Here is a 13,227-nt window from a genome sequence, read left to right on the forward strand (position 1 = left end):
CGGAAAATGGTGCTTTTGAAGTAAGGTTTTCTTCAGTTTCTTCATTTGTACAAATCAAATTTATTTTATAATTCATGATTGTTTGATATTATCATCTTAATAAAACAAGGGGAGTCAAAATGAATCCAAATCTTGTCATTACAGTTCTAGGTAGTCTTAATGTACTTATGGGTGCCTCAGTATTTTTCATGAGTGAGACAATCGTAAAAGGAGCCTTTGTAACACGATTAATAAACGAACAGAGTATAGTCGTGGGTAGTTTAATGCATGAAGCCATGGCGAGTGTAATAGTTGGTATGGGAGTTCTTATGCTCCTGCTTCGTACTGTTGAAGCAGCTGTCGCAAAGAAAATCCTGTTTGCCTTCGCTGTGGCAATGACAGTGAGCCTCGCAGGTGCTCTCAGACACTATATGATGCCTGAAGTAACTCCCCCGCTACCAGCCCTGGGTCTTCAGGCCGTGATGATTGGGGTAGCATATTATGTCTCATTAAAAGGTAAAGAAGACTAAAACATAGCCCGCTAACTTTTAGGACAATAAAAAGCCCCCAACCGGGGGCTTTTTATTTTTCAGGAAAAGCTAGGGAAGCGCAACAAAAAAAGTAATGGTCGGGTGGGTTCGAGGCGCTGTCAAGGCGTTCATCACCTCGAATTTTAACTCAAATGAGCTGAGTCTTTTCAGGGTCTTAACCAGCAGGGTGACAGTGGAATGCGGCGGCACGGTGACAAGATCGCCCTTTGCCTGGAAGTTGAATTCTCCCCGATTACTCAGAATAAACTTCGAATCGGAATAATTCTTTAAAATGACCTCCGCCACATCACTGTTACCTCTGTAGCTGGCGGCATCAGTCTTAATGGACGCCTCCAGGAGCGGCATCATCTCTGTCTCTCTGCCGATAAGGAGATTGTTGAACCACACCACTGTCCGTCGCTTAGTCAGAGCCTTTTTTACGGCTTCGGCTGACTTCTCTTTTGCAAAGACAAGTGTAACAGGACGATGTCCACCCTGGGGTACTCTGTATTGCCAGTCCACCAAGCCGTGGATATCAGACGTACCCAGCATGGTGAGATTGTAATCCAGCGCAATTTGTACCGCTTCGTCAGAGTAAGTGGTGTCATTCACCACTTCAATACCATGGAGAAGTTTTTTCTTGATGAGATCCTTGTGCATATCTGAAAGAGGGACGATACCGTCCGGCGTCTGAGACAGCCAGTTAGGATGATTCCAGAAAACAAAGGCATCCTGGCGCTTCGCCTCGCGAAACACATCCATGGCATCTTCTTGAAGTAATTTGTTTGCGTCTTTTACAAATACCGCATTGGAGTGCCCAGGCGGCATCTCGCGTGTTATCTCTGAGCCGTTGAGAATGATGAGGTCATGCCCTTCGCCCCGTTTGCTGGCAACAACATGTGACCGGTTCCGGTCAGGGTTGGGTATATCCTCTTTGTGGGGCTGATATTCCAGATGCTCAGTAATGGCGATAACATCCAGACCGTCCCGGATCGCTTCATCTACACGGATAATTGGCCAAACATCTCCATCAGAAAAAACAGTGTGCATATGGAGATCACAGGTGAGCGTTTTGTACCCCGGAACGTCGGGGAAACGAATCACACGGTCATGGCTGTGTTTATGCGGTGTCTGTCCTGGCAATAACGTCAGGAACATTATTAGAATTAGAACCGAACTTTTTATCTTATTCATTTTCCCCTCCTTCTTTACGGTCGATCACAGCCATTGTCACTCTACTGACGCATGAAAGTTTTCCGTCATCCCTTGTGACTTCTACTTGCCAGACATGAGTCTGCTTTCCCAGGTGAATAGGCCGGGCTGTACCTGTCACCTCACCCTCCTTAGCACTTCTGATGTGGTTGGCGTTGATCTCAATCCCGACCGCATTATTTTTTGATGGATCAATAACCAGATATGCACCCATACTGGCAAGCGTTTCAGCAAGCACACAGTTCGCACCTCCGTGAAGAAGCCCTACGGGCTGTTTTGTTCGATCATCGACAGGCATTGTCCCTTTCAGATAGTCATCACCTATTTCTGTGATCTTAATGCCAATCAGCTTGTTAAGCCCGGTCATTTCCATCGAGCCGTGCTTATCGGTTGTATAATCCTTGAACCAGATACTCATTATTCAATCACCTTTCAATCTGTTTGCCTTTAGTACTTCATAGTATTCTGTCGCTTCTTTACAGAGCGGTAAGAGTTCATCAGGCAAATCAACAGTTTTCTTTTTATAAGGCAGGTAGCCGGTAGACTTCTCAACTCGGTCGTACCAGTGCTTTGCCCAGACTCCGTCCGTCTCGCGCCTCCCTGCCGGCCAGGAGAGCATCCGTTCAGAGAAATCTACACCCACCCTTTCACATAACAGACTCAGCATCCTTTTCGGGTTTTCCAACACGTCTCGTGAGTCCAGAACTGGCGGAATCTGCCCTGTTTTTTCTTTCTCGTATTCAAACAGTTCCAACTGCTGACAGTAGCCGATTTCAGGTAAGGATACATTCTCTCTTTTAGCAGTATATGAGAGAAGCACCTCTCTTGGTTCCCTGATGAGAAAACAGTTCATAAGACCGGAGGTCCATTCTTTCTCCATCTCCGGTAGAAAATGCTGAGCCATATGCTTCTGATACCATACCGAATATCCGTTCTGTGGAGAGTCCGTGAGCCAGTCTGCCACCAGGCGCCAATCGGTCTGTTGCGAAGCAATCACTTCTTCCTTGCCGGGATGGTTCCGACCGGTAGCTGAAAGATAGTAAGCATAGAACGGCTCATCGGTGACAAAAGTGTCACCGCGACTTTCCCAGGAACGCATGAGGGTGGTTGAAATGTTTCTGGGCCCGGACCACATGGCAATCCGAAGAATGTTGTCAGTCACTATTACATTCCCGTTTAATCAATTCAATATAGAGCTGTTGCAGACGCTCGGTCATATCTCCCCGCTTCCCGCCAGAAAGCTCATGCCCATCCACTTCACTTACAGGGATCACACCGGCGAAAGTCCCCGTCACAAATGCCTCGTCTGCACTGTGGACTTCCTCTACTAAAAAATCTTTCTGGAAAACTGGTATATCGTTCTCCTCGCAAAGCCTGATAATGTTTCCCCGGGTGACACCCGGAAGACAATATTCACCCTTAGATGTCCAAACTTCATTATCACGGGCGATGAAAAAGTTGGTGGAATTACATGTGGAGACGTTGCCGTTCTCATCCAGCATAAGTCCTTCATCATAGCCAAGGTGGTCAGCCTCGATACACGCGGAGATACAGTTTAGCTTGCTCAGCGTGTTGAGACGGGGATCCTGGGTGTCAACAGTTCCCCGCCGGATGGAAACTGTGCCGAGTCGAATTCCTTGTTCCAAAACCTGTTCGCTCGCAATCTTGTACTCTGGGATGATGACTATAGTAGGTCCCCCCACATTCGCATTGGGGTGCTGGTATGGTGTTCTCTTGAGACCGCGCGAAACGATAAGACGGATGTGGACGTGATCATTCATGCCGTTGGCATCCAGTGTCTTTTGGATGAGTTTGGTCATTTCCTCTCTGCTCACACCTATATCTATGGCCAAATCTTTCGCTCCGCTGTAGAGTCGGTCCAGGTGAGCATCCAGAAAAGCCAGCTTTCCGTAGTGGAGGCGGATTCCTTCCCAGACGCCGTCACCCAGTAAAAATCCACTGTCAAAGACGGATATCTTCGCATCGGGCCGAGGAACGATTTCCTCATTCACATAGATGAGGACATTCTCATTCCTGGGGTCTTCAACATATTCATGTGTTCCGGTTGCCATCGCTTCCTCTCGTGAACGTTTTATAATCTAAGGAATGAACATTGAGGGATGTTGATTGTGCCAGTCGGTAGCGTCCTGATAGGCTTTCGCCACAGCCAGAATCGTCCCTTCATCATAAAGCTGACCGATGAAACTGATGCTGGTTGGACTCCCATTCTCCTTGAAGCCGTTAGGCACTACCACGCAAGGATGTCCGGTAAGATTGGTGAGTAAAGAATTATTGCCACCAAAAGAAGGTGTTACATAAAGATCGACTGTTTTCATCTTTTCAGCCATTTCCTGCTGAAGCATATGTCTCGCCCGGTTCGCCTGAATATATTCCACAGCAGGGATGAACCTGGAAGCCCTGAAAACATTCGGCCATGCCCGACGCTCCTGTCTCACGAGAAGCGCGTCCTCCTTGGATAGAGTAAGTTCATCAAATGCAGCGGCTGCTTCGGCACTTAAAATGAAAGAAAGATTCTCAACAGGGAAATCCGGAAGGTCAAACGGAACCAGATCTGCACCCAACCCCCTAAGCACATCCAAGACCTTTTCATCATTTTCCTTTGTGGGATAGTCTTCATCAAAGGCTGACTTAAAGTAACCGAAGCGCAGTTTGCTGAAATCCACCCCCGGCCGGTAGTTGAAAGGAAGATCCACTACCGATTGATCTTGTCCATCCGGGCCGTAAATGGCGTTGAATACCATTGCACAGTCTTCCACAGTGCGACACATTGGACCGATCTTGTCCATAGACCAGCTCAGGGCCATGGCGCCTGCCCGGCTAACCCTGCCGAATGTTGGTCTCAGGCCGGTCACACCACACCGTGTTGACGGTGAAACAATAGAACCCCAGGTTTCAGTCCCAATGGCAAAGGCCACAAGACCTGCCGCCGTGGCAGAACCTGAACCGGCGGAGGACCCGCTGGATCCCTCCTCAAGATTCCACGGATTCTTCGTCTTTCCGCCAAACCAGACATCTCCCCACGCCAGTGCACCCAGCGTCAATTTTGCCACAAGCACTGCTCCTGCTTCCTCGAGCCTTTTCACGACTGCAGCATTGTCATCAATCATCTGATCCTTGTATGGAGTAGCGCCCCATGTCGTCCTGTAATCCTCAACAGACAGGAGGTCTTTAGCACCGTAGGGAATGCCGTGAAGCGGTCCACGATACTTTCCAGCAGCAATCTCTCTGTCAGCACGGGCTGCCTGTTTAAGGGCGAGATCCTCTGTCAGGGTTACAACACATTCAAGTGTGGGCCCGTGCTCTTTCAAACGACTGAGATACATTTTTGTCAGTTCGGTTGAGTTCACCTGGCGAGTCCGGATCAACTCAGCCAATTGTGCTACAGAAGCAAATGCCAATTCTTCAAGATTGTCCGGTCTTGAAACTTCCCCGACGGGACTCCATCGTATTGGACGTCTAATCTTGTCAAACTGAGCGCCAATGGGTGCCGGATTAAACTGAATTGAGGGCTGAACTGAATTTGGAATCTTCAGATCACGAATGCTCTCATAGCTCTCCAGGTTGCTGGTAATGTCTTCCATCATCAGTTTTCTATCAGCTGATCCGAATTGAAGACCTGAAAGTTTTTCGGCCTTCTTAACGGTACTTATTCTGAAAGGCGCCCCATCACCTTTCTGCCGAGTTAACCAGAATCCTAAACCAACAACTATTAAAACAAACACCCCAATATCTCTGACTCTGTTCATTAGAATACCTCCGCTACTTCTTCAAATGTCTTCTTGGTCAAAACAGGAACCTCAGCATCCTCCGCAGGATATCCTACCGGTATGAGCAGAAAGGCCCTCTCATTGTCAGGTCTCTTTAAGATATTAGCCAGGAATCCCATGGGGCTCGGTGTATGTGTAAGAGCCACAAGTCCCGCCTGATGGACTGCAGCCAGCAAGAACCCACTGGCGATCCCAACTGATTCGTTCACGTAATAATGCTTGAATTGTAAATCATCTTCCATACCATAAATCTTCTTGAACACTACGATAAGAAAGGGTGCATCTTCAAGGAACGGCTTGTTCCAGTCAGTCCCCAGCGGTTCCAGGTCGGCAAGCCACTCCTCGGGCGCACGATGGTCGTAGAACGCTTTTTCTTCTTTTTCAGCGGCGATCCTGATATCACGCTTAATTTTGGAATCCTTCACAATCACAAACGTCCACGGCTCCTTATTGGCACCGGAAGGGGCCGATGAAGCCGTCATGACCACATTACTGATCACTTCCATAGGCACTTCCTTCGTAGAGAAATGGCGGACGCTGCGGCGAGTGGCTAACTGTTCACGGAAGGTTAAGGAGCGTTGGATCATTTCATCATCTGGTAATGGTGTAAACTGTAACGGTTTAAATGGCATAGTTGACATCTCCAATTTCAGAAAAGGATGAAAGATAAGTGGGAAACTTACCGCCACCAACCATTTCATGCGGAGACCGGTTGCAATCTTCTGTTTTCCCTTTTAGACTTGTAATGGAATGATAGCTCAGATTGAAAAGACAATACGGGCAAGTCTTGATGTTTCTCACTTCGAGATTCATGATGATTCCGAAATGCATGCTGGTCACAGCGGCAACCCGTACGGAGGAGGTCACTTTTCAGCACTCATCGTTTCGGCTGATTTTGAGAATCTTCCTCTTCTGAAACGGCACAGATTGGTCTACGACGCCCTCGGTGATCTCATGGGCGGGTCTATCCACGCTTTTTCCATGAAGACACTTACACCGAGCGAATTCAATTCTGACTGATGGACCTTCTTATGCGTCTTGGTCTCTTTCTCCTGCTGTTTGGTCTCATCATCTTTGGCTCAAAATATCTGTTGAGCCAACGGACTAAGCAGCAAATGGATGATCTGGATGACACAATCCCCTCCTTTTTTCGCACGCAAACGGGCTGGATGGTGCGGCTTGTGATATTATTAGTGCTCATCATTATTCTCTATTTAATCATGTCCAGTTCGTCATGATACGCTATATCATTGACGGGCACAATACCATCCATTCCATTCCACCCTATCTGGAGATTCTGGATCGGGATTACCCTTCTTGCCTGAAGAGGGTCATTACTGACTGCGCCGATTACTGCGATAGTCGAAATGTTAAGATCGTCCTCGTTTTCGATGGCAATCCACCATTCGAAATACCGAAAAGCCACGGTAATCTCAAGGTAGTCTTCAGTGGAAGCAACCGGGACGCTGACACTGTAATCGCTGAGAAAGCGCTTCCGGAAAAAAGTAATATCGTGGTCACGAATGATGGTGGATTAAAGCGCCTGATTACCGCCAGCGGTTGCCGGTATATGCAGCCTGAACAATTTTATGAATTGTACGCATCGAGCAAAAAAAAGCGCCGCCGGGGAAGCAGTCAGTCCGGTAAAGACCGGAGTTTAACGCCACAGGAAGTCGCCTGGTGGAAACGTGAAATGAGTGAAGCGTTGGAAAAAAAGAAATAACCCTTTTGCATTCGTTTGAGACTACGGGTACCTATTGGTAACTTGAACGATCGTGACCTCAACATTTAGTCTTTCTGTGACTGTACAAAGTTACACCCTGGCACCTGCGCTCATACAATAATGAACTTCCTGAATAAACTGTTTCAGATGAAGCCCGGCGAAGGAAAGAAGGTCCTACCTTTCTTCCTTTGCTTTTTCTTTATGATGGGTTCATTCATGTTTGGCAGGACCGCCCGGGACACCTTCTTCCTGAGTCGTTTCGACCCTGCCTATCTACCTCATATGATGATCCTCACAGCCTTCATGATAGGGATTACCATCGCCATCATGACCAAGTTATCCGCCAAAATTCCCATCGTTCCACAGATTATCGGAACATTCGGGATCGGCGCCGCCTCATTCATAGTTATTCAACTTTTGTTGGCTGAATGGATTTATCCTGTTCTCTACATCTGGTTCGAAGTAATAGGCACTGTTATGATGATCCAGTTTTGGATACTGACCGGTTCTGCTTTCACAGCCAGAGAAGCAAAACGGCTGTTTAGTCTCGTTGCCAGTGGTGCTGCCATTGCCAATACTATGTTCGGTTTTTCTATGGGAAGCCTAGTGGATGCTTTTGGAACAAATTTCCTGTTGCCAGCCACATCTGTGTTCATCGGTTTCGCCATTGTGGCTGCAATCTTCGCCGGCCGTTTCTTGGAAACGGAGTCCTCGGCACCATCTAAAGGTGCCAAACCAAAGAAAGAGACGAAAACTAAAGGAGGCATGCTGGCCTCGCCTTATTTGAAAGTGATGACGCTAACTATAGCCTTAGCGGCCGTGGTGGGCGCCCTGGTTGACTATCAAATGAAGATCATCGTCAGTGAAAATTTGAATGAATCGGAAATGGCTGCCCTTTTCGGAACCTTATACGGTACCATTGGTTTTGTCTCCATTTTTTTGCAATTCTTTGTAACAGGAAGATTTCTATCAAAGTTTGGTGTTTTGTGGGGCCTCATGTTTCTTCCTGCAGCTCTGTTTCTAGGAAGTGGAATGGTATTGCTTGCACCGGTTGTTCTTTCAGGCGTGTTGGCAAAAGCAGGCGACTCGATCTTCAGGTTCACTATACACGATACGTCCAGTCAACTTCTCTGGTTGCCCGTCTCCCCTCAGGAAAAAAGTAAAGCTAAACCTTTTATAGACGGGACAATTAAGAATGGAGCGGCTGGCCTCGCCGGTCTGCTTATCATCGGTTTATCATTTTTTGTTGATGATGTCAGGTTGCTCTCCATACCCACAGTAGTGATGCTTGCGGTCTGGCTGTTGGCAAATTTCAAGCTGAAAACCGGTTATGTGACAGAGCTGAGAAAAGCCATCGAAAAAAGACGACTCGATTTTGAAGAGCTTGAGATAGACGTTACAGATCCGGTCATTGTTGAAACCATACGGAAAACGTTGACCGAGGGCGATGACCACCAGAAACTGTTCGCCCTCGATACCATGCAAGACCTCCCTCTGGCACCATGGAAATCAGACATTCTGGAATTGTTTGAGAGTGGCTCACCTATGTTAAAAGGCAAGATACTTGTTATGACCAGTAAGCATCCCGATATCATTCCTGATGAGGTGATAACTCCACTCATCGATCACGAGGATGAGAGCCTTGCCACTCGCGCCATGATCAGTTGCGGCATCCGTCGAAATTCATCCACAGCGGGACAACTGGTTGAACTACTTTCGGAAAGTAGTAAAAAAAGAAAAGCTGCCGCGGCGGCAAGTCTGATTCTCATGGAAGATACTTCTTCGACCCAGGCTAATGAGACGATTAACAAAATGCTTTTCGATAAAGATGATGATACTCAATTGGCCGCTCTGTCTTCTGTCGGTCATATCTCGGATATTTTATCAGATGAGGGTCTCGCTAAACTGTTGAAAGATGATTCACCGGATGTGAGAAGCAGAGCCGCTCAACTGGCAGAAGAAAGAAGTGATAAGTCCCTCATATCTCCACTTGTTAGGAATCTGGACGACCCACTCACCCTGCCGGCAGCCAGACGGGCCCTGAAATCCTTTGATGAATCAACCGTCGCAGAAAAACTGGGAAATGTGATGAATGATGAGGAGACATCAAAGGCACAGCTTATTGGAACAGTCCACACATTGAGTGACTACAGGGATCATGCTGATTTGGTAAAAATTGTTGAACAAGGTTCAAGTGATGATCTCGATCTCACAAGAGAAGTTGTAGACAGTCTTCTGAAACTGGCGCGGCAGTCACCCCTGCCTGAAGAAGTTATTCACAGGAGTAACGCACTTCTAAGAGAAATGGCTGAAGAGACTTACTTCGCCCTGACACTTTTTCAGACGTTCGAAAATGACGAAAAAGGATACCTGATCAAAGATTTCCTATCAACAACTGTCACAAAACGTAAGGGAATAATTCTAAAGCTGGCACTCTTGCCTTTTCCCGACAGCCCCATTGAAACTTATATGCACGCTCTGACGGCCGGCGAGAGCGGTGCCCAATCCAACGTACTGGAAATTCTCGACAACCTGCTATCCATTGAGACCCGGGAACTCATCATACCTCTGTTTGACGACTCCGATCTAAGTGAGAAAGTGGCCAAGGGCAAGCAGTTTGTCAGTAAACAAGCAGACATCACCGAAACAATGGCCCATTGGCTCTATTCAGGAAATCCCTGGACATCGGCCATCGCGCTGGACTACTCGTTAAATAGTGATATAACTAATGGAAATATGGACTGGACTAAGATCCCAAGGGATCAGACCATTCGTGAAGTCTGTTCTGTGCAGTGGGCAGAAGAGAGTTCACCCCTCAAAACCATGAAGGATTTCCCAACCGAAGAATTCATACTTAAGGAGGCATCTATGTACTCTACTCTTGAAAAAACCATTTTCATGAAAGGTGTTGATCTATTCCGTGACATCCCTGGAGAGGAGGTTTCACATGTTGCCCAAATTGCCGAGGAAATAGAATACGACTCAGAACAAACTATCTTTGAAGAGGGTGATGTAGGCGACTCCATGTTCATTATCATAGACGGCGCTGTAAGAATTCATAAAGGCGACAAGGAATTGGCCGTTCTCTCAAAAGGTAAGTTTGTTGGAGAGATGGCACTGCTAGATCAGGAACCGAGGTCAGCTTCAGTTACTTCTACAGAAGAGACAACCCTACTTGAGATTAATGGTGAAGACTTCTATGACCTTATGGCCAGCAGGATGGAAATCATGCAAGGTATCGTTAAGATCCTGACACAGCGTCTGCGAGAGGCCAACGCTTAGCTACAGCTTACTGTTTTGATGGACTGAACTGGTATCCTCAAACAGCTTCTCCACTTTTTCCTCCATCAATTCTGAAGTCTTTTTCTTGAGAGAGCGATTCATCTCTTTCATCTTTTTGTCGAGCACCTCTTTACCTTCTTCAATTTTCTCCTGAATTGTCTCTTTAAGTTCTTCAGGTGTCGTGGGTACTTCCTTACCTGTGTACGCCAGGTATCCGAGATAGAGTGTGAGAATTGCAACAGTTACCAGCGCCAGCTTGATAAGTTTTTTTATAACGGAGAAAAGGATAAGAATTGCCAGTACTATAACCACCGCCAGCATGACGGGATTAGTGGTCAACTGTTCAATCAGCGATTCCATAGGAAAAAGTTAATGTTTAGAAATACGCAATTCTACCCCTACCATCAGCTGATCCGGATCGGAGATCATTTCGCGGTTCGATTCATACAGTTCGCTCCATCTACCCCCTTTGCCAAGGTAACGCTCTGAAAGAGACCAGAGTGTATCACCTTTGCGCACCGTATGGGTTATTATAATTAATGCCTCGCTAATAATGACCATTTCCCTTTCCACTGAGGACATCTCTTCCGTTTTTTCAGTTTCTCTAACTTTTTCATTGACAGGCTTCGGGAGAGGATGTCTACTTTTTTCCATAAACGAAGTGAATGCAAAGCTAGGGCTGTTATCTTCATCGTGACAACGGAGACAATTTGCCTCTTCAATTCTTTCTGTTACAAAGGCGGCAGGCTCAGCCAGATGGCCGGCGGGTGTGTAGTGGCATTCCGTGCAATTGACGTTTTTGAGTCCGGACGTGATGTTATAATTGAGGTAGCCGTCATCTCTGCCAAAACCTGTAGTGTGGCAGGCCAGGCACTCCGGTGATTTTTCTTTGTGTTCACTTTTAAGAGTCTTGAGCGATACCGCGTGACGGGAAACTTTCCAGTTGTCATATTCCGAAGAGTGACAAGACTCACAGGCTTCTGAAGAAGTAGATAAATATTCTGCCGGTACTGGAACAATCCTCTCCACTCTTGATCCGGCCCGCTCCCGACCGATGCGGTTGTAATCGATGATCATGCCCACAACCGTAGGTTCGTTGGTTAAGGAGATATCCATAGGGATGAGTTCTCCCTCATGGGAAACAATGTTTTTATCATTATCGATCTGAAGAGTAAGGTGACCCACATAATATCCATCCTTACCACCTTGGACGATAATGGTCTTTCCCACCACTTCCGGCTCCTCCTTGACCGTCTGTGTGTGACTGCCAACAATGACATCGATACCGGTATATGATTGGGCGATCTGGCGGTCTGCGTCAATGCCGTTGTGAGAAAGGAGGATCACAACATCACTTTTTTCTTTCAGCTGATCAATCTGAGACTGAAGGGTGGAACTGAAATCGTTCACAGCCACTTCGTCTTTTACCCGCTTGGGATAAAAAAGGAAGACACCGGAATCAATAACTGATAGAATACCAAACCTGACGCCACCCCGCTCTACAACAATTTCGCGCTTCAAATCTGCCAAATCCGGTTTTTCCAGATTCGTTGAAATAAATGGCAACGATGAACTCTCCATCAAATCACTAATAAACTGTGCCCCTTTGAAAAACTCCTGATCACCGAGACCAATGGCATCGTAGGCCATCATTTCATAAATGCGGAAGGCGATACTGTCTTTCAATGCATTTCGGGTAGGTGAGAGAAAATCACCGGCATCCAGAAGAAGAGAATTGGGATTATCCTTGAGCCATTCTCTAACGTAGTGAACGCGTTTTTCAAGAGAACCGTAAGCCTTACCAGGGCAGAGACAGTTTTCCAACGCTCCGTTCGTATTGTTCGTATAAAGAATTGAAATCTCTGTATCAGCTGAAACAGCAAGCGGACTGATGATGAATGGAATCAGGAATAAGAGCTGATTAAAAAAGGAATGCCTCATCATTAGTGAATATCTGTGGAATTGGACTTTATTTCAAGCGTAATTTTCACGCAATGGCCTTATCGGAGAGATTTTTTTCTATACTTATTCTAAGCAGTACCGTCTGTTTCGCCCAGCCTATTCATCCAGCTGATTCACTTCTTTCCTCCCCGAACACCTCTTTGATCAGCAAGATTGCCATTGCACCCATCTCACTTTGGCAGCGGCTCAGTTATAGAAGTGGTTCTCTAAATTGCCAATTTTATCCCAGCTGCAGCAACTACGGGGCACAGTCCATTGCTCAGCACGGCGTGATCCTTGGTAGTGCGTTGGCAGCAGACAGGATTGCCCGGTGCAATCCCATGGCCTATCACTATCACATTAAAGTAAAGGTACCCCTGTTCCACAATGATGGCAGACTATTGAACCCAGTGCCTATTAAACTATTCTCAGATACCACAGGAGAAAAATCACCCGCCCTCGCATCTGCACTTTCAACTGTTGCACCGGGACTTGGCCGTTTTTATGCCAACAGGACCTGGGACGGGCTTTTCGGATTTATGACAGTCACTGCTCTAGCAAACCTCACTTATGTAAACCATACAAAGAACAGTGCCACAGGAACAGTTTTTTTCGGTGGTCTGACTGCCACCTTCTATCTGGGCGAGGTCATAGGAGCATACCGGGCAGCTATCGAAGCCAATAATCGTCCTTGAGAGCAAAATGAATATCTGTAAATTCGCTCGCCAATTCTGCCACCGTAGCTCAGTTGGTAGAGCAACGCATTCGTAAT

14 protein-coding genes are annotated in these 13,227 nt (G+C 46.8%); 6 read left to right on the forward strand and 8 right to left on the reverse strand.

The genetic code is table 11. From position 1 onward, the window contains the following. Window positions 1-119: 119 nt before the first annotated feature. Window positions 120-509, forward strand: coding sequence for a hypothetical protein (locus EYO21_01545; protein HIB02493.1), 390 nt, complete (start codon window positions 120-122; stop codon window positions 507-509). A gap of 69 nt (window positions 510-578) precedes the next feature. On the opposite strand, the gene EYO21_01550 is transcribed toward EYO21_01545, so the two are convergent. The 6 genes from EYO21_01550 to EYO21_01575 are packed head-to-tail and all read right to left on the reverse strand — an operon-like array spanning window position 579 to window position 6,141. After that, window positions 579-1,703, reverse strand: a complete 1,125-nt coding sequence (locus EYO21_01550) for a PHP domain-containing protein (protein HIB02494.1) — start codon at window positions 1,701-1,703, stop codon at window positions 579-581. Next, on the reverse strand, window positions 1,696-2,139 hold the full coding sequence (locus tag EYO21_01555) for a PaaI family thioesterase (protein ID HIB02495.1): 444 nt from the start codon (window positions 2,137-2,139) through the stop codon (window positions 1,696-1,698). Before EYO21_01555 ends, EYO21_01550 begins: the two co-directional genes overlap by 8 nt. Window positions 2,140-2,142: 3 nt before the next feature. Then, window positions 2,143-2,856, reverse strand: a complete 714-nt coding sequence (locus EYO21_01560; protein ID HIB02496.1) for an HAD family hydrolase — start codon at window positions 2,854-2,856, stop codon at window positions 2,143-2,145. 19 nt (window positions 2,857-2,875) lie between these two features. Further along, window positions 2,876-3,793 carry an aminotransferase class IV gene (locus tag EYO21_01565; protein ID HIB02497.1) on the reverse strand — a complete coding sequence of 306 codons (918 nt, stop codon included), beginning with the start codon at window positions 3,791-3,793 and terminating at the stop codon, window positions 2,876-2,878. Between the two features lie 27 nt (window positions 3,794-3,820). Further along, on the reverse strand, window positions 3,821-5,488 hold the full coding sequence (locus EYO21_01570; GenBank protein HIB02498.1) for an amidase: 1,668 nt from the start codon (window positions 5,486-5,488) through the stop codon (window positions 3,821-3,823). Further along, window positions 5,488-6,141: a nitroreductase family protein gene (locus EYO21_01575; GenBank protein HIB02499.1), complete on the reverse strand. Its 654-nt coding sequence runs from the start codon at window positions 6,139-6,141 to the stop codon at window positions 5,488-5,490. The genes EYO21_01570 and EYO21_01575 overlap by 1 nt, the downstream gene beginning before the upstream one ends. Window positions 6,142-6,259: 118 nt before the next feature. Here EYO21_01575 and EYO21_01580 point away from each other — a divergent pair, with 118 nt between their 5' ends. The 4 genes from EYO21_01580 to EYO21_01595 all read left to right on the forward strand — a co-directional run bounded on the left by EYO21_01580 (window position 6,260) and on the right by EYO21_01595 (window position 10,514). Continuing rightward, complete coding sequence (locus EYO21_01580) at window positions 6,260-6,529, forward strand: BolA family transcriptional regulator (protein HIB02500.1); 270 nt, start codon at window positions 6,260-6,262, stop codon at window positions 6,527-6,529. After that, window positions 6,529-6,747, forward strand: coding sequence for a hypothetical protein (locus EYO21_01585; GenBank protein ID HIB02501.1), 219 nt, complete (start codon window positions 6,529-6,531; stop codon window positions 6,745-6,747). The genes EYO21_01580 and EYO21_01585 overlap by 1 nt, the downstream gene beginning before the upstream one ends. Next, window positions 6,744-7,232: a hypothetical protein gene (locus tag EYO21_01590; GenBank protein HIB02502.1), complete on the forward strand. Its 489-nt coding sequence runs from the start codon at window positions 6,744-6,746 to the stop codon at window positions 7,230-7,232. The genes EYO21_01585 and EYO21_01590 overlap by 4 nt, the downstream gene beginning before the upstream one ends. A gap of 120 nt (window positions 7,233-7,352) precedes the next feature. Continuing rightward, entirely contained in the window at window positions 7,353-10,514 is a 3,162-nt protein-coding gene (locus tag EYO21_01595) for a cyclic nucleotide-binding domain-containing protein (protein ID HIB02503.1), read from the forward strand. Here the strand turns inward: EYO21_01595 and EYO21_01600 are convergent, their stop codons facing one another. Both EYO21_01600 and EYO21_01605 read right to left on the reverse strand, forming a co-directional pair. Continuing rightward, on the reverse strand, window positions 10,515-10,874 hold the full coding sequence (locus EYO21_01600) for a hypothetical protein (protein ID HIB02504.1): 360 nt from the start codon (window positions 10,872-10,874) through the stop codon (window positions 10,515-10,517). Window positions 10,875-10,883: 9 nt separating this feature from the next. Beyond that, window positions 10,884-12,458 (reverse strand): LysM peptidoglycan-binding domain-containing protein, encoded by a 1,575-nt coding sequence (locus EYO21_01605; protein HIB02505.1) that lies wholly within the window; start codon window positions 12,456-12,458, stop codon window positions 10,884-10,886. A 50-nt stretch (window positions 12,459-12,508) separates the two neighbouring features. Between EYO21_01605 and EYO21_01610 the strand changes: the two genes are divergently transcribed. Beyond that, a complete protein-coding gene (locus EYO21_01610; protein HIB02506.1) occupies window positions 12,509-13,150 on the forward strand; it encodes a membrane protein insertion efficiency factor YidD in 642 nt (213 codons plus the stop codon). Window positions 13,151-13,227: the final 77 nt, after the last annotated feature.

Source organism: Candidatus Neomarinimicrobiota bacterium, from assembly GCA_012964825.1.
In the GTDB taxonomy this organism is placed as follows: domain Bacteria; phylum Fidelibacterota; class Marinisomatia; order Marinisomatales; family S15-B10; genus UBA2125.

What these genes read in the sequence shown, in the direction of transcription:
- EYO21_01590 (HIB02502.1), top strand. Translation starts at nt 6,744, where the DNA reads ATGATACGCTATATCATTGACGGGCACAATACCATCCATTCCATTCCA.
- EYO21_01560 (HIB02496.1), bottom strand. Translation starts at nt 2,856, where the DNA reads ATGTGGTCCGGGCCCAGAAACATTTCAACCACCCTCATGCGTTCCTGG.
- EYO21_01595 (HIB02503.1), top strand. Translation starts at nt 7,353, where the DNA reads ATGAACTTCCTGAATAAACTGTTTCAGATGAAGCCCGGCGAAGGAAAG.
- EYO21_01605 (HIB02505.1), bottom strand. Translation starts at nt 12,458, where the DNA reads ATGATGAGGCATTCCTTTTTTAATCAGCTCTTATTCCTGATTCCATTC.
- EYO21_01575 (HIB02499.1), bottom strand. Translation starts at nt 6,141, where the DNA reads ATGCCATTTAAACCGTTACAGTTTACACCATTACCAGATGATGAAATG.
- EYO21_01600 (HIB02504.1), bottom strand. Translation starts at nt 10,874, where the DNA reads ATGGAATCGCTGATTGAACAGTTGACCACTAATCCCGTCATGCTGGCG.
- EYO21_01580 (HIB02500.1), top strand. Translation starts at nt 6,260, where the DNA reads ATGATAGCTCAGATTGAAAAGACAATACGGGCAAGTCTTGATGTTTCT.
- EYO21_01550 (HIB02494.1), bottom strand. Translation starts at nt 1,703, where the DNA reads ATGAATAAGATAAAAAGTTCGGTTCTAATTCTAATAATGTTCCTGACG.
- EYO21_01545 (HIB02493.1), top strand. Translation starts at nt 120, where the DNA reads ATGAATCCAAATCTTGTCATTACAGTTCTAGGTAGTCTTAATGTACTT.
- EYO21_01610 (HIB02506.1), top strand. Translation starts at nt 12,509, where the DNA reads ATGGCCTTATCGGAGAGATTTTTTTCTATACTTATTCTAAGCAGTACC.
- EYO21_01565 (HIB02497.1), bottom strand. Translation starts at nt 3,793, where the DNA reads ATGGCAACCGGAACACATGAATATGTTGAAGACCCCAGGAATGAGAAT.
- EYO21_01570 (HIB02498.1), bottom strand. Translation starts at nt 5,488, where the DNA reads ATGAACAGAGTCAGAGATATTGGGGTGTTTGTTTTAATAGTTGTTGGT.
- EYO21_01585 (HIB02501.1), top strand. Translation starts at nt 6,529, where the DNA reads ATGGACCTTCTTATGCGTCTTGGTCTCTTTCTCCTGCTGTTTGGTCTC.
- EYO21_01555 (HIB02495.1), bottom strand. Translation starts at nt 2,139, where the DNA reads ATGAGTATCTGGTTCAAGGATTATACAACCGATAAGCACGGCTCGATG.